At 51.5% G+C, this 26400-nt stretch carries 25 protein-coding genes; 7 read left to right on the top strand and 18 right to left on the bottom strand.

What is annotated here, in order from left to right; genetic code table 11:
• The first annotated feature begins 174 nt into the window (after positions 1 to 174).
• Both metH and JQN59_RS22495 read left to right on the top strand, forming a co-directional pair.
• Positions 175 to 3858: a methionine synthase gene (gene metH / locus JQN59_RS22500; RefSeq protein ID WP_048215150.1), complete on the top strand. Its 3684-nt coding sequence runs from the start codon at positions 175 to 177 to the stop codon at positions 3856 to 3858.
• A 220-nt stretch (positions 3859 to 4078) separates the two neighbouring features.
• Positions 4079 to 5710, top strand: coding sequence for a Na/Pi cotransporter family protein (locus JQN59_RS22495; RefSeq protein ID WP_128612477.1), 1632 nt, complete (start codon positions 4079 to 4081; stop codon positions 5708 to 5710).
• A gap of 166 nt (positions 5711 to 5876) precedes the next feature.
• On the opposite strand, the gene pepE is transcribed toward JQN59_RS22495, so the two are convergent.
• The 3 genes from pepE to JQN59_RS22480 form a co-directional block, all read right to left on the bottom strand.
• Complete coding sequence (gene pepE, locus JQN59_RS22490) at positions 5877 to 6566, bottom strand: dipeptidase PepE (RefSeq protein WP_032942056.1); 690 nt, start codon at positions 6564 to 6566, stop codon at positions 5877 to 5879.
• A 110-nt stretch (positions 6567 to 6676) separates the two neighbouring features.
• Positions 6677 to 6955, bottom strand: a complete 279-nt coding sequence (locus JQN59_RS22485) for an addiction module antidote protein (RefSeq protein WP_032942057.1) — start codon at positions 6953 to 6955, stop codon at positions 6677 to 6679.
• Positions 6948 to 7265 carry a type II toxin-antitoxin system RelE/ParE family toxin gene (locus JQN59_RS22480; RefSeq protein ID WP_032942059.1) on the bottom strand — a complete coding sequence of 106 codons (318 nt, stop codon included), beginning with the start codon at positions 7263 to 7265 and terminating at the stop codon, positions 6948 to 6950. The genes JQN59_RS22485 and JQN59_RS22480 overlap by 8 nt, the downstream gene beginning before the upstream one ends.
• Positions 7266 to 7683: 418 nt before the next feature.
• On the opposite strand from JQN59_RS22480, the gene JQN59_RS22475 reads away from it, so the two are divergent.
• Together JQN59_RS22475 and JQN59_RS22470 are read left to right on the top strand one after the other, a co-directional pair.
• A complete protein-coding gene (locus JQN59_RS22475) occupies positions 7684 to 8514 on the top strand; it encodes a hypothetical protein (protein WP_149607448.1) in 831 nt (276 codons plus the stop codon).
• A 143-nt stretch (positions 8515 to 8657) separates the two neighbouring features.
• Entirely contained in the window at positions 8658 to 8915 is a 258-nt protein-coding gene (locus tag JQN59_RS22470; protein ID WP_188110091.1) for a hypothetical protein, read from the top strand.
• A 49-nt stretch (positions 8916 to 8964) separates the two neighbouring features.
• On the opposite strand, the gene JQN59_RS22465 is transcribed toward JQN59_RS22470, so the two are convergent.
• The 8 genes from JQN59_RS22465 to JQN59_RS22430 all read right to left on the bottom strand — a co-directional run bounded on the left by JQN59_RS22465 (position 8965) and on the right by JQN59_RS22430 (position 15510).
• Entirely contained in the window at positions 8965 to 9777 is an 813-nt protein-coding gene (locus JQN59_RS22465; RefSeq protein ID WP_149607447.1) for a shikimate 5-dehydrogenase, read from the bottom strand.
• Between the two features lies 1 nt (position 9778).
• Positions 9779 to 11002, bottom strand: coding sequence for an L-sorbose 1-phosphate reductase (gene sorE / locus JQN59_RS22460; protein WP_048215146.1), 1224 nt, complete (start codon positions 11000 to 11002; stop codon positions 9779 to 9781).
• Between the two features lie 68 nt (positions 11003 to 11070).
• Positions 11071 to 11895, bottom strand: a complete 825-nt coding sequence (locus JQN59_RS22455) for a PTS system mannose/fructose/sorbose family transporter subunit IID (protein WP_048215145.1) — start codon at positions 11893 to 11895, stop codon at positions 11071 to 11073.
• A gap of 11 nt (positions 11896 to 11906) precedes the next feature.
• A complete protein-coding gene (locus tag JQN59_RS22450) occupies positions 11907 to 12704 on the bottom strand; it encodes a PTS mannose/fructose/sorbose transporter subunit IIC (RefSeq protein ID WP_003826527.1) in 798 nt (265 codons plus the stop codon).
• 80 nt (positions 12705 to 12784) lie between these two features.
• Entirely contained in the window at positions 12785 to 13264 is a 480-nt protein-coding gene (locus JQN59_RS22445) for a mannose/fructose/sorbose PTS transporter subunit IIB (RefSeq protein ID WP_149607446.1), read from the bottom strand.
• On the bottom strand, positions 13264 to 13671 hold the full coding sequence (locus tag JQN59_RS22440) for a mannose/fructose/sorbose PTS transporter subunit IIA (protein ID WP_149607445.1): 408 nt from the start codon (positions 13669 to 13671) through the stop codon (positions 13264 to 13266). Before JQN59_RS22440 ends, JQN59_RS22445 begins: the two co-directional genes overlap by 1 nt.
• 9 nt (positions 13672 to 13680) lie before the next feature.
• Positions 13681 to 14487 carry an SDR family oxidoreductase gene (locus JQN59_RS22435; protein WP_149607444.1) on the bottom strand — a complete coding sequence of 269 codons (807 nt, stop codon included), beginning with the start codon at positions 14485 to 14487 and terminating at the stop codon, positions 13681 to 13683.
• 69 nt (positions 14488 to 14556) lie between these two features.
• Positions 14557 to 15510, bottom strand: coding sequence for a sugar-binding transcriptional regulator (locus JQN59_RS22430; RefSeq protein ID WP_032942077.1), 954 nt, complete (start codon positions 15508 to 15510; stop codon positions 14557 to 14559).
• Between the two features lie 343 nt (positions 15511 to 15853).
• On the opposite strand from JQN59_RS22430, the gene rluF reads away from it, so the two are divergent.
• The gene (gene rluF / locus JQN59_RS22425; protein WP_008786901.1) at positions 15854 to 16729 is read left to right on the top strand and encodes a 23S rRNA pseudouridine(2604) synthase RluF; all 876 of its coding nucleotides are present in this window, start codon (positions 15854 to 15856) and stop codon (positions 16727 to 16729) included.
• On the opposite strand, the gene JQN59_RS22420 is transcribed toward rluF, so the two are convergent.
• The 7 genes from JQN59_RS22420 to lysC form a co-directional block, all read right to left on the bottom strand.
• A complete protein-coding gene (locus JQN59_RS22420; protein ID WP_003826541.1) occupies positions 16726 to 16998 on the bottom strand; it encodes a DUF3811 domain-containing protein in 273 nt (90 codons plus the stop codon). The two genes, rluF and JQN59_RS22420, sit on opposite strands and share 4 nt — an antisense overlap.
• 73 nt (positions 16999 to 17071) lie before the next feature.
• Positions 17072 to 17830 (bottom strand): DeoR/GlpR family DNA-binding transcription regulator, encoded by a 759-nt coding sequence (locus JQN59_RS22415; RefSeq protein WP_032942078.1) that lies wholly within the window; start codon positions 17828 to 17830, stop codon positions 17072 to 17074.
• The gene (locus JQN59_RS22410) at positions 17817 to 18680 is read right to left on the bottom strand and encodes a Cof-type HAD-IIB family hydrolase (RefSeq protein ID WP_103015252.1); all 864 of its coding nucleotides are present in this window, start codon (positions 18678 to 18680) and stop codon (positions 17817 to 17819) included. The genes JQN59_RS22415 and JQN59_RS22410 overlap by 14 nt, the downstream gene beginning before the upstream one ends.
• Positions 18681 to 18698: 18 nt before the next feature.
• A complete protein-coding gene (locus JQN59_RS22405; protein ID WP_149607443.1) occupies positions 18699 to 19538 on the bottom strand; it encodes a histidine biosynthesis protein in 840 nt (279 codons plus the stop codon).
• A gap of 27 nt (positions 19539 to 19565) precedes the next feature.
• The gene (locus JQN59_RS22400; RefSeq protein ID WP_170974254.1) at positions 19566 to 21152 is read right to left on the bottom strand and encodes a PTS sugar transporter; all 1587 of its coding nucleotides are present in this window, start codon (positions 21150 to 21152) and stop codon (positions 19566 to 19568) included.
• Between the two features lie 243 nt (positions 21153 to 21395).
• Complete coding sequence (panS, locus tag JQN59_RS22395; RefSeq protein WP_032942083.1) at positions 21396 to 22334, bottom strand: ketopantoate/pantoate/pantothenate transporter PanS; 939 nt, start codon at positions 22332 to 22334, stop codon at positions 21396 to 21398.
• 87 nt (positions 22335 to 22421) lie between these two features.
• On the bottom strand, positions 22422 to 23771 hold the full coding sequence (gene lysC, locus JQN59_RS22390; RefSeq protein WP_032942084.1) for a lysine-sensitive aspartokinase 3: 1350 nt from the start codon (positions 23769 to 23771) through the stop codon (positions 22422 to 22424).
• A gap of 314 nt (positions 23772 to 24085) precedes the next feature.
• Here lysC and pgi point away from each other — a divergent pair, with 314 nt between their 5' ends.
• Positions 24086 to 25735, top strand: coding sequence for a glucose-6-phosphate isomerase (gene pgi / locus JQN59_RS22385; protein ID WP_003826559.1), 1650 nt, complete (start codon positions 24086 to 24088; stop codon positions 25733 to 25735).
• A gap of 391 nt (positions 25736 to 26126) precedes the next feature.
• Positions 26127 to 26369, top strand: a complete 243-nt coding sequence (yjbE, locus tag JQN59_RS22380) for an exopolysaccharide production protein YjbE (protein WP_003826562.1) — start codon at positions 26127 to 26129, stop codon at positions 26367 to 26369.
• Positions 26370 to 26400: the final 31 nt, after the last annotated feature.

The following is a 26400-nucleotide window of genomic DNA, read 5'->3' as shown; positions in this document are numbered from 1 at the left end:
GTGGAAATCATTTTCGTTTTATTCAATTATAATGCAAGAATTCCTGTACTGATCGGATGAGTGAAGCTGAACATGTCTCATGTTGGCCGTTGTTCTCTTTTCCGCCTCTCAGGTTTGTGCCAGTATGACCTGTTGAGTTTTTTTCGGTCTGGTTGAGCGTTGTCGGGAGCGAGTGTGAGCAGCAAAGTAGAACAATTACGTCAGCAGTTAAATGAACGTATTCTGGTGCTGGACGGCGGTATGGGCACCATGATCCAGGGATATCGTCTGAGCGAAGAGGATTTCCGCGGCGAACGCTTTGCCGACTGGCCGTGCGATCTGAAAGGTAACAACGACTTGTTGGTGCTCAGCAAACCGGAGGTCATCGCCGCCATCCATAACGCCTACTTTGAGGCGGGCGCGGATATCATCGAAACCAACACCTTTAACTCGACGACTATCGCCATGGCGGATTACCAGATGGAATCCCTGTCGGCGGAAATCAACTTTGCGGCAGCCAAACTGGCGCGTGCGGCGGCTGACGAATGGACGGCGCGCACGCCGGAAAAACCGCGCTACGTCGCGGGCGTGCTCGGCCCAACGAACCGTACGGCGTCTATCTCGCCTGATGTTAACGACCCGGCTTACCGCAACATTACCTTTGATCAGCTGGTGGCCGCCTACCGTGAATCCACCAAAGCGCTGGTGGAAGGCGGCAGTGACCTGATCCTGATTGAAACCGTCTTCGATACTCTGAACGCCAAAGCCGCTATTTTCGCGGTTAAAACCGAATTTGAAGCGCTGGGCGTTGAGCTGCCGATTATGCTCTCCGGCACCATCACCGATGCTTCCGGGCGTACGCTCTCCGGCCAGACTACCGAAGCATTCTACAACTCCCTGCGCCACGCCGATGCGCTGACCTTCGGTCTGAACTGTGCCTTAGGTCCGGACGAATTGCGCCAGTACGTGCAGGAACTGTCGCGCATAGCCGAATGCTACGTGACCGCGCACCCGAACGCCGGTCTGCCGAACGCCTTTGGTGAATACGATCTCGACGCCGACACCATGGCGGCGCAGATTCGCGAGTGGGCTGAGGCCGGTTTCCTGAATATCGTCGGCGGCTGCTGCGGCACCACGCCGGAACATATCGCCGCCATGAGCCGCGCAGTGGATGGCTTACCGCCGCGCCGCTTGCCGGAAATCCCGGTTGCCTGCCGCCTTTCCGGCCTTGAGCCGCTGAACATCGGCGACGACAGCCTGTTTGTGAACGTCGGCGAGCGTACCAACGTCACCGGTTCGGCCAAGTTTAAACGCCTGATCAAAGAAGAGAAATACAGCGAAGCGCTGGACGTCGCCCGTCAGCAGGTGGAAAGCGGCGCGCAGATCATCGATATCAACATGGATGAGGGGATGCTCGACGCCGAAGCGGCAATGGTGCGTTTCCTCAACCTGATCGCCGGTGAGCCGGATATCGCCCGCGTGCCGATTATGATCGACTCCTCGAAATGGGACGTTATCGAGAAAGGGCTGAAGTGCATTCAGGGTAAAGGCATCGTTAACTCCATCTCGATGAAAGAGGGGGTTGAGACCTTTATCCATCACGCGAAGCTGCTGCGTCGCTACGGTGCCGCGGTGGTGGTGATGGCCTTTGACGAGCAAGGGCAGGCCGACACCCGCGCACGTAAAATCGAAATCTGTCGTCGGGCGTACAAGATTCTTACCGAAGAGGTGGGCTTCCCGCCGGAAGACATCATCTTCGACCCGAACATCTTTGCTGTCGCGACCGGTATTGATGAGCACAACAACTACGCGCAGGACTTTATCGGTGCGTGTGAAGACATCAAACGCGAACTGCCGCACGCACTGATCTCCGGCGGCGTTTCTAACGTTTCATTCTCGTTCCGTGGCAACGACCCGGTACGTGAAGCCATTCACGCGGTATTCCTCTACTACGCCATTCGCAACGGCATGGACATGGGGATCGTCAATGCCGGGCAGCTGGCAATTTACGACGACCTGCCCGCCGAGCTGCGCGATGCGGTTGAAGATGTGATCCTCAACCGTCGTGACGATGGCACCGAACGACTGCTGGAGCTGGCAGAGAAATATCGCGGCAGTAAAACCGACGACACGGCGAATGCCCAGATGGCGGAATGGCGCACCTGGGAGGTGAAAAAGCGCCTCGAATACTCGCTGGTGAAAGGCATTACCGAGTTTATTGAGCTGGATACCGAGGAAGCGCGCCAGCAGGCTGCGCGTCCGATCGAAGTTATTGAAGGACCGCTGATGGACGGCATGAACGTCGTTGGCGATCTGTTCGGCGAAGGAAAAATGTTCCTGCCGCAGGTAGTGAAATCCGCCCGCGTGATGAAGCAGGCGGTGGCGTACCTCGAACCGTACATTGAGGCCAGCAAAGAGAAAGGCTCCAGCAACGGCAAAATGGTCATCGCGACCGTGAAGGGCGATGTGCACGATATCGGCAAAAACATTGTCGGCGTGGTGCTGCAATGTAACAACTACGAAATCGTCGATCTTGGCGTGATGGTGCCCGCGGAGAAAATCCTCAGAACGGCGCGTGAAGTGAATGCCGATCTGATTGGCCTTTCCGGGCTGATTACCCCATCGCTGGACGAAATGGTCAACGTGGCGAAAGAGATGGAGCGTCAGGGATTCACTATTCCGCTGCTGATTGGCGGCGCGACCACCTCAAAAGCGCACACGGCGGTGAAAATCGAGCAGAACTACAGCGGCCCGACGGTGTACGTGCAGAACGCCTCGCGTACCGTTGGCGTGGTGGCTGCGCTGCTCTCTGACACCCAGCGTGATGACTTTGTCGCCCGTACGCGTAAAGAGTACGAAACCGTGCGTATCCAGCATGCGCGTAAGAAACCGCGTACCCCGCCAGTAACGTTACAGGCTGCCCGCGACAACGATCTGGCCTTCGACTGGGAAAACTACACCCCGCCGGTGGCGCACCGTCTGGGCGTGCAGGAAGTGGAAGCCAGCATCGAAACTCTGCGCAATTACATCGACTGGACGCCGTTCTTTATGACCTGGTCGCTGGCCGGGAAATACCCGCGCATTCTCGAAGATGAGGTAGTAGGAGAAGAGGCGAAGCGCCTGTTCAAAGACGCTAACGACATGCTGGATAAACTCAGCGCTGAGAAGACCCTGAATCCGCGCGGCGTGGTGGGGTTATTCCCGGCCAACCGCGTGGGTGACGACATCGAGATTTACCGTGACGAGACGCGTACGCACGTCATCAACGTGAGTCATCACCTGCGCCAGCAGACGGAAAAAGTCGGTTTCGCCAACTATTGCCTGTCTGACTTTGTCGCGCCGAAACTGAGCGGCAAAGCGGATTACATCGGTGCTTTCGCGGTTACCGGCGGTCTGGAGGAAGATGCGCTGGCGGATGCCTTCGAAGCCCAGCATGACGACTACAACAAGATCATGGTGAAAGCGATCGCTGACCGTCTGGCGGAAGCATTCGCGGAGTATCTGCATGAGCGCGTGCGTAAAGTTTACTGGGGCTATGCGGCGAATGAGAACCTCAGTAACGAGGAGCTTATCCGCGAAAACTACCAGGGGATTCGCCCGGCGCCGGGCTATCCGGCGTGCCCGGAACACACTGAAAAGGCCACCATCTGGGAACTGCTGGATGTGGAAGCGCACACCGGGATGAAGCTCACCGAATCCTTCGCCATGTGGCCAGGCGCGTCGGTTTCCGGCTGGTATTTCAGTCATCCGGACAGCAAGTACTACGCCGTGGCGCAAATCCAGCGCGATCAGGTTGAAGATTATGCCTTCCGTAAAGGGATGAGCGTGGCGGAAGTGGAGCGCTGGTTAGCGCCGAACCTCGGCTACGACGCCGACTGATTCACAAAACTGTCATCTTTCTTTACAACAAACAGGGCGCTCAATGAGTGCCCTGTCTCTTTATTACGTTTAAACCCTTATACTGAAAGGGGGCCGTTGCCGGATGGCGGCGTAAACGCCTTATCCGGCCTACATAGGGATGATTTGTAGGCCTGATAAGCGCAGCGCCATCAGGCAAATGAGCCTCAAAAAACCATAAAAATAAGGAGAACCTGATTCCGTGTTAACTCTGTTACACCTGCTTTCTGCTGTATCTATGCTGGTTTGGGGTACGCATATTGTGCGTACCGGCGTGATGCGTGTCTTTGGCGCCCGCTTGCGTACCGTCCTCAGCCGTAGTGTTGAAAAGAAGCCGCTCGCCTTTTGTGCGGGTATCGGCGTGACGGCGCTGGTGCAAAGCAGCAACGCCACCACCATGCTGGTGACCTCGTTTGTCGCCCAAGATCTCGTGGCGCTTACCCCGGCGCTGGTCATTGTGCTGGGTGCCGACGTGGGGACCGCGCTGATGGCGCGTATCCTGACCTTCGATCTCTCATGGCTATCCCCACTGCTGATTTTCATCGGCGTGATCTTCTTTCTCGGGCGTAAGCAGTCCCGCGTGGGGCAACTGGGGCGGGTTGGCATCGGGCTGGGGTTGATTTTGCTGGCGCTGGAGCTGATTGTGCAGGCGGTCACGCCGATAACTCAGGCTAACGGCGTACAGGTTATTTTCGCCTCGCTGACCGGCGATATTATGCTGGATGCGCTGATTGGCGCTATGTTTGCGATTATCAGTTACTCCAGTCTGGCGGCGGTGCTGCTGACGGCCACGCTGACCGCGGCAGGCATTATCTCGTTCCCGGTGGCGTTGTGTCTGGTGATTGGTGCCAACCTCGGCTCCGGCCTGTTGGCGATGCTCAACAACAGTGCTGCGAATGCTGCTGCCCGTCGCGTGGCGCTCGGCAGCCTGCTGTTTAAGCTGGTGGGCAGTCTGATTATCCTGCCGTTTGTTCATCCGCTGGCCAATCTGATGGATGAACTGCCGCTGCCGAAATCTGAACTGGTTATCTACTTCCACGTCTTCTACAACCTGGTGCGCTGTGTGGCGATGGTGCCGTTCGCCGAACCGATGGCGCGTTTTTGTAAGCGCATCATCCGCGATGAGCCGGAGTTGGATGCACATCTGAAACCCAAGCATCTGGACGTCAGCGCGCTGGATACGCCGACGCTCGCGCTGGCCAATGCCGCCCGTGAAGCCCTGCGTATCGGCGACGCGATGGAGCAGATGATGGACGGGCTGAAGAAAGTAATGCACGGCGAACCGCGTGAAGAGAAAGAGCTGCGCAGGATGGCGGACGACATTAACGTGCTGTACACGGCAATTAAGCTCTATCTGGCGCGGATGCCAAAGGATGAGCTGGCGGAAGAGGAATCGCGCCGTTGGGCGGAGATTATCGAAATGTCGCTCAACCTTGAGCAGGCTTCCGATATTGTCGAACGTATGGGCAGCGAGATAGCCGATAAGTCGCTGGCCGCCCGCCGGGCATTCTCTGTCGAAGGGCTGAAAGAACTGGATGCGCTCTACGATCAGTTGCTCAGCAATCTGCAGCTGGCGATGTCAGTGTTCTTCTCAGGAGATGTGACCAGTGCCCGTCGTCTGCGTCGCAGCAAGCACCGCTTCCGTATTCTCAATCGTCGTTATTCGCATGCGCACGTTGACCGTCTGCATCAGCAGAACGTGCAGAGCATCGAGACCAGCTCCTTGCACCTGGCGCTGTTGGGCGATATGCAGCGTCTGAACTCGCTGTTTTGTTCCGTGGCTTACAGCGTGCTGGAACAGCCGGATGAAGACGATGGGCGGGATGATTACTAATGAGGACAGGTGAAATATTGCCCGATGGCGCAGTCCGGTAGGCCGGATAAGGCGAAGCCGCATCCGGCAATGTGCGCTGAACTGCCTGATGGCGCTGCGCTTATCAGGCCTACAGTTGTAGCCCGGATAAAGCGAAGCCGCCATCCGGCATCAGACAACAAATCAACTAAAAGCAGTGGCCTGCTTCAACGGCAACCGCTTCTTCACCCGCTTTAAAGATATACGTGGTGTTCGGGCCGCCGAGCACGGATTGACCGTTACTTACCTTAATCCAGTTCCCTTCCGGCAGGCCAATCACCGTCAGCTCCGGTGCCACAACCAGCAGCTCGCGGATACGCTGTTCACGCGTTTCGCCTTTATGGCCTTCCGGCAGCGCGTTGGTGAAGTGTGGGTTAATCTGCAGCGGGAACAGACCCAGCGCATCAAAACCTTTTGGATCGACAATCGGCATGTCGTTGGTAGTGCGGATGGTCTGGCAGGCAAGGTTGGAACCTGCGCTCCAGCCGATGTACAGCGCACCGCGTTTGACGACATCCACAATCGGCGCCAGCAGTCCGCGTTCGCGGCTTTCTTTCAGTAACTGGAAGGTATTACCCCCGCCGACAATCACCAGCTCTGCGTTTTCAATAGCGGCAATCGGATCGGCAACGGTATGAATACCCGTAACGTTGACACCCATTGGCGCAAAGATGGCTGCCGTTTTCGCTGTGTACTCATCCCAGGTTTGCGTCACGCCAGCGAACGGAATAAACACCGCCGTACGGCGACCATTCAGTTGTTCAGCAATCAGCGGCAGCGCATGTTCCATCCAGCCTTTGCCCGGCAGCGTCGAGTTACTCAATAAAAGCAGTTCCATCATTTCTCCATGTAATCAGAAAATTACAAACCGCGCTAATGCTACCACTATCAGGTTAACGCCTTACTGATATGGCTCACGATGTTGGAAGGGGGAGATAGAAGCTGAGGCTATTTTTTAAGTGTCAATTCAATGCCGAGTACCTTCATCACTGCAAGGGTGGTTTTCAGCGTCGGGTTACCTTTCTCACTAAAAGAGCGATAAAGCTGCTCGCGGGATAATCCCGTTTCTGCCGCAATGTTCGCCATTCCCTTAGCGCGAGCTACCACGCCCAGTGCTTTTGCAATGTATGCTGCATCGCCTGTTTCGAGGGCATCGGCCATAAACACGGCAATTTCTTCATCATCAACCAGCGCAGTCGCGGGATCGTAGTGAGTAAGTTTATTCATGGCAGAAGATCTCCTGTGAATCCAGTGTACGGGCGAGCATTTTTGCAAGAGTAATATCGTTGGCTTGTGAGCTTTTATCGCCCCCACATAACAAAATGATGATGCGGCAACCTTGCTGTTTAAAGTAAATCCTGTAGCCAGGACCGTAAGAAATGCGCATTTCGCTGACGCCTTCCCCAACAGGTTTAACATCACCAGCTAAACCATTAGCCAGACGAAAAAGGCGTGTGGCAATGAGCGTTTTAGCTCTCCTGTCCCGTAGGTTTTGCTCCCAACGCCGGAAAACCATTGTCTGAAGAATTTCCATGATGACGTTCCATGTATTTTATAAACTACATTATGAATTGACAAGTTGAGACTAGAGAGTAAAAAAATGGGGAGTAAGGGGAAATGCTTGCTGGAGGAAACAGGAAAGTGTCTCGCAATAATACGTAGTTTTTCAGGATGCTGCGGTTGATACGAGAATCGATGATAGGGGCGGCTTTGTGCCAGGAGGGGACGTAGATAAGATGTTTTCCTACCTTCGTAAAAATGTAGGCTGCTCCATTACTGATGAAGAGTTACAATATTCTGTAAACAACAGTAAAGAAAAGGTACGGTATGTGATCAACTCCTATTCTTAAAGACATATCTATTTCAGTTTCATTATTTAATGGATTGTCATAGATTAATTAGTATCTGTAGTTGATAGGTATGAACAACTTTAGGAAACTTTCATTAGGTAAAATATGGCACGATTAACACCAAAAACTGATGTATTGAGGGCGCTTTTTGCTAGATCAGGAAACCAATGTGCTTTTCCTGGATGTACTCACATACTGATAGATGAAGATAATCAATTTATAGCACAAGTTTGTCATATTGAAGCTGCATTGACAGGTGGTGAGCGATATAACCCGAATATGAGTGATGAGCAAAGAAGAAGCTATGAAAATTTAGTGATTTTTTGTTACCCACATCACATTAAAACAGATGATGTTAATAAATACCCAGTTGAACGGCTTTCTCAAATAAAGAGAGATCATGAGCAACAATTTCTTAAGTCTGATTTTAAAATTGATGAAACTGAGTTATATAAAATTTCTTGTGAAATGGAACAGTATTGGTTGGATATTGAACGTCTAAATAAAGTTGACCATGTTTTTATCGATAGTGGATTAGCAATGAAGATAGAAGGAAATGATGATTTCTTTGAAATTTCAAAAAATGCTAATGAATTTGTGAGTAATATAGAAAATATTCTTGAGTTACTTCATAAAAGTGATGAGTCTCTAATGTCTGATTTTGAGTCTTTGCTGTGTCTAAAGGATGTAAATGTAGAAATATTTAATGATATACCTTATTTTAAAAATCCATTTTATAATAAAAACTGGGAGTTGCATAATATTGGGTTGCCAAATTTGCTAAAACAATTACGAATTAGTCTTGTACATCTCAAAGTTAAATATCTTGAAGAATACATGAAAGTGCACAGTGATGATATCCAGGCCAAAATGGTTTTTGACAAAGCGAAAGAGGAACTAAAAGAGTACGCAAAAACAGCGATGTGCAATGATTAATATTTTCAAAATACACTTGTAACAAGTCCTATTATGTCATCATTATTAATGTCTGCTCCTCGTTCTAAGCAGACTTTCAGAAAACGATACAAAATGCCGACCACTAGACTGCAATCCCCTTCTGTTTCAGTTCTTTTTTAACCATGCGCTTGTTCCAGGCTGCCAACGATTCATCACCATCCTGCCGCTGTGGCTTCTTCCATCGCTTTGCGCAGTTCCGGATCCAGACGCTGAATTTTATGGGCGAAAGCCTGCTGACCATGGTGGGTGAAGGTCAGGAACATTTTGCGTATGAGAGCATATGCCAGTTAGGACACAGTCTGGTCAACATCAGCCAGTTGATTCCCGCACTGGTGCAGTTAGAAGCGAAAGCTGACCAGCAACTGTTCGCTGTTGCATAGTACCTAAAATAGACAGAGCGCCCACCCCTGGCGCTCTGTTCCTGCTCTCTTACCCCGCCCGTGCAAATTCTGCCGCTTCGGCGATTAGCGCGTCATCCGGGCGTACGCCGGTGTACATGGCGAACTGCTCTACGGCCTGTAAGGCAATCACCTCTGCACCGCTGATGGTCTTTTTACCTAATTGCTGTGCCAGTTTGATCACCGGTGTTTCCGGCGGCAGGGCGACGACGTCAAACACCACGCTGGCGGCAGCGACCATTGCTTCGCTGTAGGCCAGTTCATCGCTCTCTTTACCGCCAGCCATGCCGACTGGCGTCACGTTGACCAGAATATCGCAGGTAATCCCTTCCGGCTGCGGTTGCCACTGGAAACCGTACTGTTTTGCCAGCGGCGGACCGCTCTCCCGGTTACGGGCGGCGACGATCACATCGCGAAAACCGGCATCGCGAAATGCAGCAATGACCGCTTTACCCATTCCACCGCTGCCGCGGATCATGACGCGTGCGTGGTTATCAAGCTGGTGGCTGGTAATCAGGCTTTTTACCGCAATGTAGTCGGTGTTAAATCCTGTCAGCGTACCGTTGTCATTGACAATGGTGTTAACGGAATCAATGACTTTTGCGGAAGGATCGATGGCATCCAGAAACGGCATGCAACTCTCTTTAAACGGCATAGAGACCGCACAGCCGCGAATCCCGAGTGCGCGAACGCCTTTCACTGCGGCCTCAATATCCTGCGTAGTAAAGGCTTTGTAGATAAAATTTAACCCTAACTTTTCATATAGATAGTTATGAAAGCGTGTGCCAAAGTTGCCGGGGCGACCGGCAAGCGACATGCACAACTGGGTGTCGCGGTTAATCATGTTAAATTTCCTCGGCGTGAGACAATATGTACTGTTCGGCTTCCTGCGACCAGATCCCCTGATGACGCTCCAGGATATCGCGCAAGGCCGGATCGTCAATCTGGGTGAGCGCAGTTAACGGCAATGCTTTTCCGGTGTAAACCAGTTTTTTACCCCCACCGACTTGCGGCAGTTCCAGCGTTGTTTCACCTGCCGCATTCAATCCCAGAATGTGTGTCACCACTTTTGCCGCCTGAACTTTCTTCTCTTCGATCAGTTTTACCGCCGTGCGCATGTCGTCGGTATTGCCGCCAGATGTCCCAACATAATGGGTGAAGGCATAGTGCACGTCGTAGAAGTTAATCGGCGCGCTAAACTGCTTATCCTGCGGACCGGCAAAGAAGTTCATGCAACCATCAGCAGCCAGCAAAGAAGAGGCCAGCGTAACCAGCTGTTCGTTGGGCACAAAAACAAAGATGTCATCAAACCCGTGTCCGCCGCTCAGCGCCATCAAGGTGTCATAACCCGCATCCTGGGCGTGGAGATAATGGATCAACGTTTGTGGTTCTGATGGATAGTGCTTGCGGGCGTAGTTCAACTTGTCGTTATTGGTGTCGGTCACCACCAGCAGCGCCGGGTTAACCGGTCCATGCAGCGCGTAGTCGATCGCCAGTAGTCCCATCGGCCCGGTGCCGCCGAGTATCAGTGTACGCCCCTGCGGACGAATGCCCATCTTATGGTTATAAGTGCCTTCCTGTAGGTGATAGTTGGCGTTGAATGCGCCAATCACGCAGGACAGCGGCTCAACCAACGAGCCTTCAAAATAGGTTTCACCTTCGTAGGCTAACAGGCAGTCCTGCTCCATGACTTCATCAGGAATGATAACGTGAGTGGCTTCACCGCCTACCCACGGGAAGGAGTAGCCGGGGCAGTCCGGGCGATCCGGCAGTTGCAGGTTAGCCTGAATGACATAGCGCTGGCCGGGCTGAAACTTATGCTGCCATTTTTTGCCTACGGCAATAATATCGCCGCAAAACTCGTGACCGATGATGATCGGGTTGGTAGCCACATCGTCCGGCACCTTTTTGTGGTTCTCGCCCTGGTTAGCCTCTTTCCAGGAAGAAAGGCACAGGCTGTCGGTTACGACTGAGGCCAGAATTTCATCGTCCTGCATTTCAGGAAGATCGAAGGTTTCCAGGCGCAGATCGCGTTTACCATAAAGACGTAAAGCTGTTGTTGTTTGCATTGTTACCACCTCTTCCTCTTTCGAGGACTATTTGTTGAAGTTGCCCCGGCATCGCCGGGGCGAAAAAATCAGGACAGGAAGCCCAGCGCGTTACCGATAATTCCCAGCGCAAACAGGGCGAAGATCAGCCATACCGGATTAATTTTCCTGTTGAGCAGACGCACCATCAGCAGCGTCAGACCCAGCGCCAGCAGGCCGGGGCAGAGTTGGTCGAGAATGTTCTGCACGGTCATGGTGACGGTGGTGCCGTCTGCGCCAGGCGTTTGCGATACCACCAGCGGCACGTTGATGCTGGTCCATTTGGTGACCAACACCCCCATGACAAACAGGCCGAGAATCGATGCGCCTTCGGTCAGTTTCTGCAGCAGGTTGCCGCCCATGTCGCTGACGATATTGACCCCTTTACGAAAGCCAAGCTGTAAGCCGTACCACTTCATGGCAAGACGTACTGCATTGAAAATAAAGAAGAACAATAGTGGGCCGAGAATGTTTCCGGACAGCGCCAGCGATGCGCCGAGCGCGGCGGTAATCGGGCGCAATGTTCCCCAGACCAACGGGTCGCCAACACCGGCCAGCGGGCCCATCAGCCCAACTTTGATGCCGTTGATGGCCCCGTCGTCAATTTCCGCACCATTAGCGCGAGCTTCTTCCATCGCGGCGGTCACGCCAATCACCGGGCCGCACACGGCAGGCGTGGTGTTGAAAAACACCAGGTGGCGTTTGAGTGCTGCAACCTGGTCCTCTTTCAGCGGATACAGGCGCTTGATGGCAGGGATCATGTCGTAGCAAAAGCCCAGTCCATGAATGCGTTCAAAGTTGAATGACGCCTGTTGCAGGTTGGAGCGAACAAACATGCTAAACAGGTCAGATTTGGTCAGTTTTTTCTGTTCCATGGCTGGCTCCATTAGTCATCAAGCTGATCGAGAGCTTGAGAAGAGGCGGGTTGCGCCTGCGGTTCGGCTTTACGCCACTGTGGGTTCAACTGGATGTAGACCAGCGCGATAATCACGCCAACCCCACCGAAAGCCAGCAGGCTCAAATCGAGATAACCCCCAGCGATAAACCCGAGGAAGAAGAAGGGCATCAGGTACTTCACGCCCATCATGCGCAGCACCATGGCGTAGCCGACCACCACGATAAAGCCACCGGCAATCTGCAATCCGCGGGTGACGAATTCCGGAATGGCGTTGAGCATATTGCTGACCATATCGGCGCTGACAAACAGCGAGACGATTAATGCAGGGATGGCAACGCGCAGCGCCTGTACGCCGAGAGCGGAAACGTGCAGCATGTCGATGGTGCGAAAGCGGGCGTCTTCGGCTGCTTTATCCGCCGCGTGCTGGAACACCACGGTGATGGTACGGGCGAATACCGTCAGCACCTGACCTGCCGCCGCGACGGGCAGGGCGATGGCGATACCGGTAGCAATGCTTTGCTGACCGACGATAACCAGAATGGCGGAGATAATACTGGCGAGCGCCGAATCGGGAGACTGCGCTGCGCCGACGTTCATCCAGCCAAGAGCGATTAACTCCAGCGTGCCGCCGAGCATAATCCCGGTTTTTAAATCACCAAGGATTAGGCCGATAACGGTACAAGCAATTAGCGGACGGTGGGTCTGGAACTCATCCAGCACGCTGCCCATTCCGGCAATACAGGAAAATAGGAATATGGCGATAATTTGTAGGGTACTTATTTCCATAATATGTCACCTTGTGAATGTGAACATCCCTGCCTGTTAAAGCATAAGTACACAGGCATTTTTATTTATTCAGCGAACGATTATTCTTCTATTTTTTCGAGAATATTAATAGATGGATCGGATGCGACAACGCGTAAATCCAGCGTAACACCCAGTTTATCTAACTCACGAAACGCATTAATGTCGTCGCTGTCTAAAGAAACGGCTTTGGTTAATTGTTTTTTACCAGGCCGCCAGGCCATGCCACCAATATTTAACGTGGCGATTTTCACGCCTTGTTTTACCATTGCTAATGCATCCTGTGGGCGGGTAAATAGATAAAAAACGGTTTCGTTCTGGTATTGCGGATTATGGTAAACCGCGACCGCCTTTTCGATATTAACGACGTTCACTTTCATTCCCGGTGGGGCAGCCTGACGTAATAATGTGCGACGTACTTCATCGTTATAAACGTCGTCATTACAGATAATAATCCGTTGGGCATTCGCCACCTTCGACCAGACGGTGGTGACCTGACCGTGGATCAGGCGGTCATCAATACGAGCAAGGGTAATGTTCATCAGAAATCCTCTTCGGCCGTTTCCAGATGCTTCCAGACGACACAGGTTTGTTGAGCAATGGTCTTCAGGTGTTCGCACAGTTCATCTACATTCATACTGCTTTGGTTGTCTACCAGCTCCAGCGCCAACGGCAGTGATAACCCGCTAATGACCCGTATCGCCGGATTGTGCATCGCCAGCGTCGCGGCAGCATTCCAGGGACTGCCACACTGTAAATCGACGGCAATCAGCCATTCATCGCCAGTGTGAATACTTACTAACTTTTTTAGCTTTTCCATAATGTCGCTGGCGTTCTCTCCGGGAACAAATGCCACGGCTTCAACGTTGGCATCACCGTAGACCATCTGTACCGATTCCAGCATGGCGCAGGCCAGTTTGCCGTGAGCACAGAAGATTGCATTGACCATAAAACCTCCTTAGCCGCGCGTTTTTCCGCCCGCAATGTTAGTGGTTACTCCGGTGATGTAACTGGCGCGCTCAGATAAAAGATAACAAACAAAATCAGCGACTTCGCTTAAGCGCCCTGATCGACCAATCGGGATCGCGTTCTTGGTGTAGCCCTCGCGCAGCTGTTCGACGGTGATGTTGCGGGTCCAGGCCAGCGCTTCTTCATACTCGGGGGTCCGCAGTCCGGTTTTTTCCAGAATGCCAGGTGCAATACCAACCACGCGGATGCCGTGTTTGCCCAACTCTTTCGACCAGGAACGGGTAAAACTATTCAATGCGGCTTTGGTCGCGGCGTAACAGCTTTGACCTTCAGAACCTTCCAGTCCGCTTTCGGAAGAGACATTCACAATCACGCCGTTACGCTGTTTTACCATTTGGCGTGCCGCTGCCTGCGACATTAAGAACACACCTTTCTGGTTGATATTAACCATTTTTTCGAAAGCAGCTTCGTTGAGTTCGTATTGCCCGGCGGGTGCTTTTTCATCGACCAGCAGACGCGGAAAATTAACGCCAGCATTATTTACCAGCCCATCAATACGTCCGTAGCGTTGGATAATTTCAGCGACAGTATGATTAACCTCTTTGGCACTGGAAATATCCGTTGGCCAGAAATGATACCTGTCATGGCTATCGTATTTACCTTCTCCGCCATGAATATCTGCCATTTGTACATTAGCGCCTTGCGCTAATAACTCTTCGACAATCGCCAGACCAATTCCGGATGCGCCACCGGTAACAATAATGACTTTGCCCTGCAAGTTTAACCACGTTTGCATAATAAACTCCCGATTCAGATAAGGGGATCCCACATAAAATTAATTATGGCAGGACCAATTAGAATTTATTTACTTCAACAATAATTCAGCGGTATGACTGTTGGTGACTAAACAGTTAATATAATTCCCACGTAATGCGCCTAATATCCCACTGTATTTTTCTTCACCCATTGCAATGCCAATGGAGTAACGCGCCTGTTTTAATTTATTGGTTTCGATGGAGAGCGTCTTTTCACTCATATTGGTCTCTACGGTTACACCGTTGATATCGTAAAAGCGCGAGCAAATGTCTCCGGCGACCTGTCGGGCATGCAGGTCATCACTCTCTTCACTGCCGTAAAAGGCGTGCCAGTTGGCGCCATCACGTATCGCCGGAGATCCAATCCCGACCAGCGCGATGTCCAGATTATCCCAGTACGCAGAAATCGATTTAAAATGTCGTGACTGCATGATCCCGTTACGGATCAGCGGGTTTTCCAGCAGTGCCGGGAAATCTGCCAGGTGTGATTCCCCTTTGAGCTTTGCCGCAGCGCCGTAGGTCAGCGTATTGACATGGTAGCGGCTTTCAAGCTTGCCGGATGGTCCGCCGATAATCGGCACACAGATCAGCTGGCGCGACTGGCTGGCAGGAGATAATCCTTCCACCAGTCCCCGTACCGCGCGGCCCCATGAGAACCCGATAATGTCCCCAGGTTCCAGTAAGCGTTCCAGCAACTGTGCGCCATGTACGCCCATCATATTAAGTTGTTCATCTTCCTGCTCGCTATCGCAGGAGACTACGACCGCCTCTTTCAGGCCAAATTTCTGTTTTAGCTGCTGTTCCAGCCACAGATTTTCGTTGTAGTCGTAATTAATGGCGATGGTGACGATACCCTGCTCACGTCCACGTTTTAGTAACCGGCTGATCGTGGTGCGATAAATACCCAGCTCGCGGGCGATTTGCGCTTGTGTCATATCCTGTTCGTAATACAGCTGCGCTATTTTTACGATCAGGCGGATATCATCGCTGTTTTCCGTCGCCATTTTTGGACTCCTGCACATTTGTGCAAATCACGAAATTGCCTTCTTGATCTGATATAACCCCATCTGTTCTCCATCTCAAAGCTATTTTCACTTATTTCAGCGCCCTGAAATGACCGATTGTGTTGCACATTTGATGTGGTGATGGCGCGTTGTCGGCACAGATGTGCATGCCTCTCTAATGTATTGATTCTGCTTGTTTTCACTCAACAAAATTGCAGGGATGGATCGCTGACACTTTTGTGTCAAAAGGTGTGACGGATCACAAATAGCGCGTGGACAGTCGAACACGATTATTTTTTATCGTCCGCAAGGTAGGGTATATTTCGCTGTCAAAGGAGAAACTATGCTGCCCGACTCATCTATCCGATTAAATAAATACATCAGTGAAAGCGGAATCTGCTCGCGTCGCGAGGCGGATCGCTTTATCGAACAAGGGAATGTCTTCCTGAATGGTAAACGCGCCACCATCGGCGATCAGGTGATGCCTGGCGACGTCGTAAAAGTAAATGGTCGGTTGATTGAGCCGCGTGAAGCGGAAGATCTGGTTTTTATCGCGCTGAATAAGCCGGTAGGGATTGTCAGCACCACCGAAGACAGCGAACGCGACAACATTGTTGATTTCGTGAATCACAGCAAGCGCGTGTTTCCAATTGGTCGTCTGGACAAAGATTCTCAGGGACTTATCTTTCTGACCAACCACGGCGACCTGGTGAATAAAATCCTGCGTGCCGGTAACGATCACGAAAAAGAATATCTGGTGACGGTCGATAAGCCGGTCACTGATGACTTTATCCGTGGTATGGGGGCCGGTGTGCCCATTCTCGGTACCGTCACCAAAAAATGTAAGGTGAAGAAAGAAGCGCCGTTTGTGTTTCGTATTACGCTGATTCAGGGGCTTAACCGTCAGATCCGTCGTATGTGCGAACACTTTGGCTATGAAGTTACCAAGCTTGAGCGTACGCGTATCATGAACGTTGGTTTGTCTGGTCTGCCGCTTGGTGAATGGCGCGACCTGACAGATGACGAACTGATCGATCTGTTCAAGCTGATTGAGAACTCGTCCTCAGAAGCCAAACCGAAGGCGAAAGCGAAGCCAAAAACCGCAGGCATTAAGCGTCCGGTGGTGAAAATCGAAAAATCAGCGGAGAAAGAGAAATCGCGCCCGGCGGCAAACGGTAAGCGTTTTACTTCGCCGGGACGTAAGAAGAAGGGACGTTAACGTCTGCCGCGCGTCGGCGTATTTGCTGACCAGGAAAACGATGCTTCAGCATCCGGTTTATAGGCCTGCTTTTTCTTCAACTGGCGGGCTTTTTTAGCTTCTGCTTCGCGCAAGGCCATCAGTTTATCGATGTACTCTTTCTTGATGCTGTTGGTCTCTGCGTTGGTCAGCAGACGACCATGCGCAATGCGCGCGCGGTCGAGCAGCGTTTTCAGTTCACGCTGTTCGCGCTCGGTCATCTCTTTTTGGGTAATGCGGGGGAGTGCCATATGGGTGCCCTCTGTTAGCCGATATCCTCAGTGTACGGTAATCCAGAACCTGCTGATAGCGTCATGTATTGTATTATTCAGCAATACGTAATTTTCCGGCGAAGTCCTGCTGTGTATAGCCCGTTGTTCTGAATCGTTTGTCTGTGATGATGTTATCGATCTCTTTTAATGTGGCGATACACATCACTCCGTCCTGGCCAAATTTTGTATGGTCGGCAAGAATTACCGACTTTTTACTCATAGCAATCATTGATTTGGCAACATAGGCTTCATCGAAGCTTTTCACCAGGACACCATGTTGAGGTGAAATACCACCCGCGCCGATGAAGCAGATATCTGCGTGAATAGTGTTTATTTGCTGACAAACGGAGACGCCGAGATTGGCACGGAAATGGTAGTCATATTCACCACCTAATACATAAACGCGCGCTTTAAGATTATGTTCTTTTATTTTATCGGCAATTAAGGCTGAGTTAGTAATAACGGAGTAGGCCAGAGGAGGTAATTGTTCGGCCAGAATAAGATTTGTTGTACAGGAGTCAATGAATAGAGTGTCGTGCTCGCTGACCATCCCGGCGGCAAGTTTACCAATTGCCATTTTTTCTTCGCGGTGTATATCAATCCGCGCGCCAAATTCATCTTCCTGAACAACCTGCTTTTTGACGGCTCCGCCGTGAATCTTGGTAATTTGCCCTTCAGACTCCAGGATGGAGAGATCGCGGCGAATGGTCTCTGATGTGACTTTTAGCGTTTCCGATAATTTGATAACCGTCACTTCACCGAATTTATTTAATTCATCGAGGATATGTTTTCTTCTTTTAATCGGGTTCATTATTTTCCGCCAACGTCGTGCTTTGGCGCATGGTAACTGGATGTGCAGAGCAACGCAACCACTCCAGCGCACAGACAATACCCTCATCATCATTAGAGGCCGTCACATAGCTGGCTTGTCGTTTTACTACCTCAGGCGCATTCCCCATTGCAATACCAATGCCGGCGGCGGAAAACATACTGATATCGTTTTGCTGGTCGCCAATCGCCGCAACTTTATCGGCTGTTATATTTAGCTGGTGCATTAACATGCTAATAGCATAACCTTTATTTATTTCGCTACGTTGGATATCAATGTAATTCTCCCCTGTGATAGTCGCTGTATAACCATAAGGCAATTTATTATTCACGTCTGTACACAGCGCATTTATTTTTAACTGCTCAGTAACGAGTGTGATTTTATAAATATCTTGTCGGTTTAAAATATTACCGGGTGCTGCAGGAATAAGTGGTAATTCAAATAAACGGGCTTCATAAGTTGTCCATGGCGCTACCTGTAGGTCGCAACGATGATAAATAGCATCGGCGCTAAAAAAGTGATGAGGGCAGAGGGAAAGTGCAATATGTCGGTCAATATCCCGAAGATTCATACAAGAGAGCGCTGCAGTATGAATATTGCGCTGCTGCGCCATCTCGAGGATCTGACCTCCGTTAAAGCCTGCGCACCAGCCAAACAGCGCATTAACCTGCTGCTGCTGTAGCAGGCGCATCATAGAGGAGACCGGTCTGGCGGAACAGGCGGCCAACAGGCCACCGCGCTGGTGGAATTCTACGAGTGCTTGACGAGTGCGTGGACTGATTGTCTTTTGCGAAGTCAGTAGTGTTCCATCCAGATCGGTGACCAGTAACATGCTTTTTTTCCCTTAATATCAATGCGCAATAAACGGTGTGACAGCCTCTTTGGCGGCGTTGCAGACCATATTGTCGATTGCCGTACCGACGACCAGAATATTGACCCCGGTATCCTTAAACGCTTTGGCATTGGCGAGGTTAATTCCGCCTTCCGCCAGCGTCGGCACGCTTACCGCGCCGACCAGCGCCCACAGGCGATCTTTAATGGCTTGCGGAATATCACCTGCGGCTACGCCTTCGTAGCTCATACCGGTCATTAAACCAATCATGTCGACGCCAATCTCCTGCATCCGTTTTGCTACGCTGGCGACCTCTTCTGGAGTGCGCGCAGGAATACCGAAGGTATGCAGGTCATCCGGGTGACCAATATAAGCATCAACGGTCAGGCCATACTGATGGGCGAGATTAACGATGTCCTGTAGATCGTCCCAGTCGGATTTATGAGTGTGTAAGCCATCGGCACCAGCACGAGCAATCTCCAGTATCTCTGTTTCCGTGAGCGGGACCGGTAACGTTTCGGTAAAGCCACCTGCGATACCGACGGTAATGAAGATATCGTCAGGAACCACATTACGTACGCCATGTACTGCTTCGGCCATCTGGCTGTTGGTGATTTCGTGGCGGATTTGTTCTGCCGCGTGCATGTTATTCACCCCCTTATGCCCACGCGCCAGCGCCAGTGCGGGATGGTTCGGTTCGAGCAGCTTAACGCCCGCCTCACATACTGCTTTTGCCAGACGCGCATCGTCGCCGGTTATCCCTGTGCTGAGGATGGTCTGCCCGCCGTGCAGCGTGATGGCATCTTTCACTTTCTGTAACGCTTTAGCTCGTTTTTTATTCATATCGCCTTTAAACATGGTGTACCTCTGGTGTTGGTGCATTAATTAATGGGCTGACGCGGTAGATTCTTTCTGTGCGACAGCCTTAAAACGGTTGGCAATAATGGTGGAAATACAGGTCAGGCCCATGACGGTAACCATCACAATCGCCATTTGCAGCGCATTGCTGGATAAGAACGGAGAGGCAAATGCGGGGACATAAGCTACGCCTTTGACGTTAAAGAAACCTAGCATCATGCCGCCCAGACCGGCCCAAACGATCGCTGAACCAAAGACAATTTTGTTGGCAAACATGAACGGATAGGCCGATTCAACGAAGGTCCCAAAGCCGAGGTTGATAAGCAGGCCGGGCGTCGCGACGGCTGCTTCGCTTTTTTCTCGTGGTGCGATGACGTTAGCCAGGTTGATTCCTGCAGCAACCATCACCAGGCCTACCATATCGACAGCGCCGAGGAAGCTGACTCCGGATTTTTCCATTTCCAGGAGCACCAGCGGCAGAATGACTGCGTGATAGACTCCCCCCAGAATAGCTGGCCAGATAACCAACCCAGCCAGCAGGCCGGCAAGAATAGGGCTGAAGGCCAGCGTGCTTTCGATAGCCAGTTTGATGTAATTACCTGCTGACAGCGCCAGCGGACTCAGCAGATAGTGCATGATTAACCCAGCGGCCAGGCCTGAGATCCCACCCGCTACAATGTTGACGGTGGTCATCGGAAAGCGCCAATTCAGGCATAATTCGAACAGCCAACGAACGAAAATCCCGGCCATCAAACCACCGATGATCCCTCCAATCAGACCGCCTTCGACGGAAAGTACTCCGGCGACCACCCCGGCAACAATTGAGACTTCATCCAGTTCCGAAATCTGTTTTGCTGCGAGAACCGCAACTAAAACCGGTAGGCCCTTCAGTAGAATTTCAAAGATATCGTTGAGTTTTTCCAGGCCTGGAATGTGACTGAGTGCGAGCACGATTGCCATAGCAATAAAGCCCGGCAGCGCAGGGATCATTATGCTGCGAATATTGAAGCGCTTAAGCAGACTTTTTCCAGAACCGCCCTGTGAAGGAGAGGCACTGCCCAACTGTGGTTTGTATTTAACGCCCCAGTGCTTACACAGTGATGCGATGAAGGAGACTGCGCGGGTTCGGCTGGTGGTACCCGTCGTGCCCGAGGTTGCGACGACATTTGCCCCTTTTGCCGCCACTAGCGCCATTGAGGTTCCGCCGGTGCCAACAATCGGTGTTTTCATTTCAACAGCTGCGGCAAAGACCGCCTGGTTGGCCTTCACCGGATCGGCGCTCATCACGATGATCCCGTCGATCTCACCGTTACGGATCATTTCAGCAATCCTGCAATCGCTCTCAACTACCGAGTCGTTCACATCTGAAAGTTTGCCCTGAAATATCCTTTGTGGTTTTTGTTGGTTTTCTGTGGTTAGTGCAAATACCGACGCTGGCGTGTGAGCTTTGGCAACGTCCATTGAGGCTTCTGCCGCAATGAACTGCACAGCGGCAACTTCCAATCCTGCGGCTTCGCACTGCTGGTAAATTTCCTGGAGTAGCTTTTCTGGTTCAGCACCACCCAGGTTGTAGAGGTTGCCTCCACTGCTTCCAATAATCGCAATTTTTTTCATAGCGGCCTCGAAGATAGGGTAAGGGTTTATCTGTGTTGTAGTGAAATCATATTCCCAATTAAAACAAACTAAATCAACATTAGAAAAATGATTAAATTTGAATTAAAAACAGGTTTGTTTGTGTATTTTTTTGAAAAATAACAATTAAATAATTATTTTGTTTTATGTTGATGTTTGTTGTTTTGTGATGGGGTTCAAATGCGGGTAGGGAGAAATGGAGGATGCCTCCTCCATTTATGAAGATTAGTGTTGTTTTACTGAGTGTGGTTTCTCTTCAATCGACTTACCGGACCAGTAGCCTGCCAACAGCGAACCGGAAAGGTTGTGCCAGACGGAGAATAACGCGCCAGGCAGGGCGGCAAGCGGGCCAAAGTAGATCTTGCCCAGCGCAGCGGCAAGTCCTGAATTCTGCATGCCCACTTCAATTGCCAACGTACGGCAGGTTGACTCGTCGAAACCAAACAATTTTCCGCCCCAGTAGCCGCTGAGCAGGCCAATGGTGTTATGTAGGATTACGGCGATAATCACCACAAAGCCGACGGATGCAATGTGCGAGGCAGAACCCGCCACGACGGCGCTGATGATTGCCAGAATGCACACCATTGAAAATGCGGGCAGATACGGTTCCACGACTTTTACGACGCGTGGGAACAGGTGGTGAATGACCAACCCCAACGCAATTGGAATGACCACGATCTGCAGGATACTCAGCAGCATACCCATCACATCCACCTGGATATGCGCGTCGACATACAGCCGTGTCAGCAGCGGTGTGGCGACAACGCCGACCAACGTTGAAACCGATGAAATAGTCACAGAGAGCGCCACATCGCCTTTTGCCAGATAGATCATTACGTTTGATGCTGTTCCGCTGGCGACGCTACCGACCAGCACCATCCCTGCGGACAATTCCGGCGGCATATTAAATGCCAGCGCTAAAATCCATGCGGCGAGCGGCATTACCAGATAGTGCAGGAAAATACCCGCCGCGACTGGTGCAGGACGTGAGAGTACGCGTTTAAAGTCGTCTACCTTCAGGTGAACGCCCATACCGAACATGATCAGCATCAGTAACGACGGCACGAATGGCCCGACAGGCGTAAAGGTGGTGGGCGTGTAATACGCAACAACAGAGAGCAGCAGTGCCCATAACGGGAACAGCCGCGTGAGAGTAGCGAGCATGTTATATTCCTTGCGATTGAAATGTGTTGTTATAAAAAAGCCGGGTTCGAGCCCGGCTATCGTTATTGTTTATTGCGTGATGAAATTTTATTCAAACAAATTATGGTGCAGCTTCTGTACCACCTGTTCGGCTTCAGTACCGGGCACCAGGAAGCACAGGTTATGGCTGGACGCGCCGTAGCAAATCATGCGGATGTTGAATGGCTCCAGTACGCCGAACACCTCTTTACCCACGCCACAGGCTTTGGACAGGTCGTTGCCAATCAGTGCCACCAGCGCCAGGCCTTCTTCCACTTCAACCCGACACAGGGCAGACAGTTCCATCAGCAGAGACTGTGTTAACAGTGTATCGCCGGTGGAGGTCGAACCGGTGGTATCCAGCGTCAGCGCCACGCTGACTTCGGATGTGGTAATTAAATCTACCGAGATGTTGTGGCGCGCCAGGATGCCGAACACTTCCGCCAAAAAGCCGCGAGAGTGCAGCATATTCAGGCTATGCAGCGTCAGCAGCGTTTGCTTACGACGCAGTGCCAGCGCCCGGAACAGCGGTGGATTCGCGGTTTTATTGCATACCAGCGTACCGCCTGCTTTTGGATCCTTACTGGAGCCAACAAACACCGGGATGTCGCTACGTACGGCAGGTAACAACGTTGCCGGGTGCAGCACTTTCGCGCCAAAGGTCGCCATTTCTGCGGCCTCTTCAAAGGCGATTTCATCAATACGCTGCGCCGCCGGAACAACGCGGGGATCGGTCGTGTAAATGCCAGGAACATCGGTCCAGATATCGACGCGCGTGGCGTGCAGCGCTTCGGCCAGCAGGGCAGCCGTATAATCGCTCCCGCCGCGCCCCAACGTGGTGGTGCGGCCTTTACCTTCACTGCCGATAAAGCCCTGAGTAATCACCAGACCTTCGCTCAGACGCGGGGCCAACTGGAGCGTTGCCAGTTCGGCCAGCGCCGCGACGTCAGGTTCTGCGCGGCCAAAACGATCGTTGGTGCGCATCACTTTACGTACGTCAAACCACTGCGCCTGCACGTTGCGTTCACGCAGGATCTCGACGAACAGCAGGGTAGACATCAGTTCACCGTGGCTAACCAGTTCGTCGGTCAGCGCGGTTGAGGTCGCCAGTGACGCTGCTTCTGCCAGCGTGGTGATGTTTTCCAGCAGACGGTCGATCTCTTCACGTATCACGTTTGGATAACGCAGGCGTTCCAGAATATTGAACTGAATTTGACGAATGGCATCGAGTTTTTCGAAGCGCGCGGTTGGCTCCAGCCCTTCAGCCAGTGCGACCAGCAGGTTGGTGATTCCCGCAGAAGCGGAAAGTACCACTACACGGACGTTAGCATCAGAAAGTACTACATCAGCGCTGCGATTCATGGCATCAAAATCCGCCACGCTGGTACCGCCAAATTTGGAGACAACTACATCAGTCATAACTACCTCGTGTCAGGGAATGAATAGAGCGACCATGGCACATAAGGCAGAACAGAAACCGGTGCAGGCGCAAATGCAAATACCGTATTTATAAATAAAATGTGTAGCTTGCACTGTCAACGCTGGGATTATGCGGATTTTTCATGCTGCAACTGCGTTGAGTAACGGTACTAATAACAACGCTGATAACCGCTATACTTTTTAGCCACGTTTGGCGGATGCCCTGGCAATGGCATTAAAACAATCACACTTTTCTGTGACTGGCGTTACAATCGATCTCAGTCACAATTCTCAAAATCAGAAGAGTATTGCTAATGAAAAACATCAATCCAACGCAGACCTCAGCCTGGCAGGCACTACAAAAACACTTTGAAGAAATGAAAGACGTTACTATCGCGGATCTTTTCGCGAAAGATAGCGATCGTTTCACTAAGTTTTCCGCGACGTTTGACGATTTGATGCTGGTGGATTTCTCCAAAAACCGCATCACTGAAGAGACGCTGGCTAAACTGCAGGATCTGGCGAAAGAAACCGATTTGGCGGGTGCCATCAAGTCCATGTTCTCCGGTGAGAAAATCAACCGCACTGAAGACCGTGCCGTGCTGCACGTGGCGCTACGCAACCGTAGCAATACGCCTATCATCGTTGACGGCAAAGATGTCATGCCGGAAGTGAATGCTGTGCTGGAGAAGATGAAATCCTTCTCTGAAGCGATCATCTCCGGAAGCTGGAAAGGCTATACCGGTAAAGCCATCACTGATGTAGTAAACATCGGTATCGGCGGTTCTGACCTCGGCCCGTTCATGGTGACTGAAGCGCTGCGTCCTTACAAAAATCACCTGAACATGCACTTTGTGTCTAACGTCGATGGTACGCACATTGCCGAAGTGCTGAAGAAAGTGAACCCGGAAACCACGCTGTTCCTGGTCGCTTCCAAAACCTTCACCACCCAGGAAACCATGACCAACGCCCACAGCGCGCGTGATTGGTTCCTGGCGACCGCAGGCGACAACAAGCACGTTGCCAAACACTTCGCTGCGCTCTCCACTAACGGTAAAGCGGTTGGCGAGTTCGGAATTGATACTGCCAATATGTTCGAGTTCTGGGACTGGGTTGGCGGTCGTTACTCCCTGTGGTCTGCAATCGGTCTGTCCATCATCCTGTCCGTAGGCTTCGACAACTTTGTTGAGCTGCTCTCCGGCGCGCATGCGATGGACAAACACTTCTCCACCACTCCGGCTGAGAAAAACCTGCCGGTGCTGCTGGCGCTGATCGGTATCTGGTACAACAACTTCTTCGGTGCCGAAACCGAAGCGATTCTGCCGTATGACCAGTATATGCACCGTTTCGCGGCTTACTTCCAGCAGGGTAACATGGAATCCAACGGTAAATACGTTGACCGTAACGGCAATGCGGTGGATTACCAGACTGGCCCAATCATCTGGGGTGAGCCGGGTACTAACGGCCAGCATGCGTTCTACCAGCTGATCCACCAGGGCACCAAAATGGTTCCATGCGATTTCATCGCGCCGGCCATCACCCACAACCCGCTGTCGGATCACCATCCGAAACTGCTGTCTAACTTCTTCGCGCAAACCGAAGCACTGGCATTCGGTAAATCTCGTGAAGTGGTTGAGCAGGAATACCGCGACCAGGGTAAAGATCCGGCAACGTTGGACCACGTTGTGCCGTTCAAAGTGTTCGAAGGTAACCGCCCAACGAACTCCATCCTGCTGCGCGAAATCACGCCGTTCAGCCTGGGTGCGCTGATTGCACTGTACGAACACAAAATCTTCACTCAGGGCGCTATCCTGAACATCTTCACCTTTGACCAGTGGGGCGTTGAGCTGGGCAAACAGCTGGCGAACCGCATTCTGCCAGAGCTGAAAGATGGTTCCGAAGTGAGCAGCCACGACAGTTCTACCAACGGTTTGATTAACCGTTATAAGTCCTGGCGTGCCTGATAGCACACACTTGTAGGCCGGATAAGGCGTTTAGCCGCATCCGGCATTAATGAAATAAAAAGCCGATATTAATATCGGCTTTTTTATAAGAATGCTCCAGGATATCTACGTTCTAACTTCATACCTTAATTGAGCTTAATCCTAAAATAATTTTATTAATGTTATTCAATTTCTGATGTTTTCGGATTTACCGGATATTGCATTTTAATTTTTATATTTTAATTTATTGATTTAATTGTTTTTGTTGTATTTTTTAATCATTTTTCCTTTCGTTATCTAATTATCCTAAATTCCCGCGTGGCGTAATTTGCACACTTTGGCTTGTGTATACTCGATCTCGCCCGAAATTCTTTTGGGTAAATCTCCATTCATACAATGAAGGGAATTTGTGATGAAAAAAGTTCTGTATGGCCTGTGGGCTATATCTGCGCTTGCGGCGACTTCTGTCTATGCCGCCCCCGTTCAGGTGGGTGAGGCAGCAGGGTCGGCTGCCGCGTCGGTTTCGGCAGGAAGTTCCTCCGCAACCAGCGTGAGCACCGTAAGTTCTGCAGTGGGGGTCGCCCTGGCGGCGACCGGTGGCGGCGATGGTTCTAATACCGGAACCACAACCACCACAACCACCAGTACCCAGTAATAAAGGTACGTTTAATTCTAACCACACTTCG

This window comes from Citrobacter sp. B72 (assembly GCF_016894305.1).
In the GTDB taxonomy this organism is placed as follows: Bacteria; Pseudomonadota; Gammaproteobacteria; order Enterobacterales; family Enterobacteriaceae; genus Citrobacter; species Citrobacter portucalensis.
Note: the sequence above shows the minus strand (reverse complement) of the source record. Positions and strands in the feature narration are given on the sequence as shown.

What these genes read in the sequence shown, in the direction of transcription:
- pgi (WP_003826559.1), top strand. Translation starts at nt 24,086, where the DNA reads ATGAAAAACATCAATCCAACGCAGACCTCAGCCTGGCAGGCACTACAA.
- sorE (WP_048215146.1), bottom strand. Translation starts at nt 11,002, where the DNA reads ATGCAAACAACAACAGCTTTACGTCTTTATGGTAAACGCGATCTGCGC.
- JQN59_RS22400 (WP_170974254.1), bottom strand. Translation starts at nt 21,152, where the DNA reads ATGAAAAAAATTGCGATTATTGGAAGCAGTGGAGGCAACCTCTACAAC.
- JQN59_RS22465 (WP_149607447.1), bottom strand. Translation starts at nt 9,777, where the DNA reads ATGATTAACCGCGACACCCAGTTGTGCATGTCGCTTGCCGGTCGCCCC.
- JQN59_RS22470 (WP_188110091.1), top strand. Translation starts at nt 8,658, where the DNA reads ATGCGCTTGTTCCAGGCTGCCAACGATTCATCACCATCCTGCCGCTGT.
- JQN59_RS22450 (WP_003826527.1), bottom strand. Translation starts at nt 12,704, where the DNA reads ATGGAAATAAGTACCCTACAAATTATCGCCATATTCCTATTTTCCTGT.
- JQN59_RS22430 (WP_032942077.1), bottom strand. Translation starts at nt 15,510, where the DNA reads ATGGCGACGGAAAACAGCGATGATATCCGCCTGATCGTAAAAATAGCG.
- pepE (WP_032942056.1), bottom strand. Translation starts at nt 6,566, where the DNA reads ATGGAACTGCTTTTATTGAGTAACTCGACGCTGCCGGGCAAAGGCTGG.
- yjbE (WP_003826562.1), top strand. Translation starts at nt 26,127, where the DNA reads ATGAAAAAAGTTCTGTATGGCCTGTGGGCTATATCTGCGCTTGCGGCG.
- JQN59_RS22435 (WP_149607444.1), bottom strand. Translation starts at nt 14,487, where the DNA reads ATGCAAACGTGGTTAAACTTGCAGGGCAAAGTCATTATTGTTACCGGT.
- JQN59_RS22405 (WP_149607443.1), bottom strand. Translation starts at nt 19,538, where the DNA reads ATGTTTAAAGGCGATATGAATAAAAAACGAGCTAAAGCGTTACAGAAA.
- JQN59_RS22415 (WP_032942078.1), bottom strand. Translation starts at nt 17,830, where the DNA reads ATGAACCCGATTAAAAGAAGAAAACATATCCTCGATGAATTAAATAAA.
- JQN59_RS22420 (WP_003826541.1), bottom strand. Translation starts at nt 16,998, where the DNA reads ATGGCACTCCCCCGCATTACCCAAAAAGAGATGACCGAGCGCGAACAG.
- panS (WP_032942083.1), bottom strand. Translation starts at nt 22,334, where the DNA reads ATGCTCGCTACTCTCACGCGGCTGTTCCCGTTATGGGCACTGCTGCTC.
- JQN59_RS22485 (WP_032942057.1), bottom strand. Translation starts at nt 6,955, where the DNA reads ATGAATAAACTTACTCACTACGATCCCGCGACTGCGCTGGTTGATGAT.
- JQN59_RS22475 (WP_149607448.1), top strand. Translation starts at nt 7,684, where the DNA reads ATGGCACGATTAACACCAAAAACTGATGTATTGAGGGCGCTTTTTGCT.
- lysC (WP_032942084.1), bottom strand. Translation starts at nt 23,771, where the DNA reads ATGACTGATGTAGTTGTCTCCAAATTTGGCGGTACCAGCGTGGCGGAT.
- JQN59_RS22455 (WP_048215145.1), bottom strand. Translation starts at nt 11,895, where the DNA reads ATGGAACAGAAAAAACTGACCAAATCTGACCTGTTTAGCATGTTTGTT.
- JQN59_RS22445 (WP_149607446.1), bottom strand. Translation starts at nt 13,264, where the DNA reads ATGAACATTACCCTTGCTCGTATTGATGACCGCCTGATCCACGGTCAG.
- rluF (WP_008786901.1), top strand. Translation starts at nt 15,854, where the DNA reads ATGCTGCCCGACTCATCTATCCGATTAAATAAATACATCAGTGAAAGC.
- JQN59_RS22440 (WP_149607445.1), bottom strand. Translation starts at nt 13,671, where the DNA reads ATGGTCAATGCAATCTTCTGTGCTCACGGCAAACTGGCCTGCGCCATG.
- JQN59_RS22410 (WP_103015252.1), bottom strand. Translation starts at nt 18,680, where the DNA reads ATGTTACTGGTCACCGATCTGGATGGAACACTACTGACTTCGCAAAAG.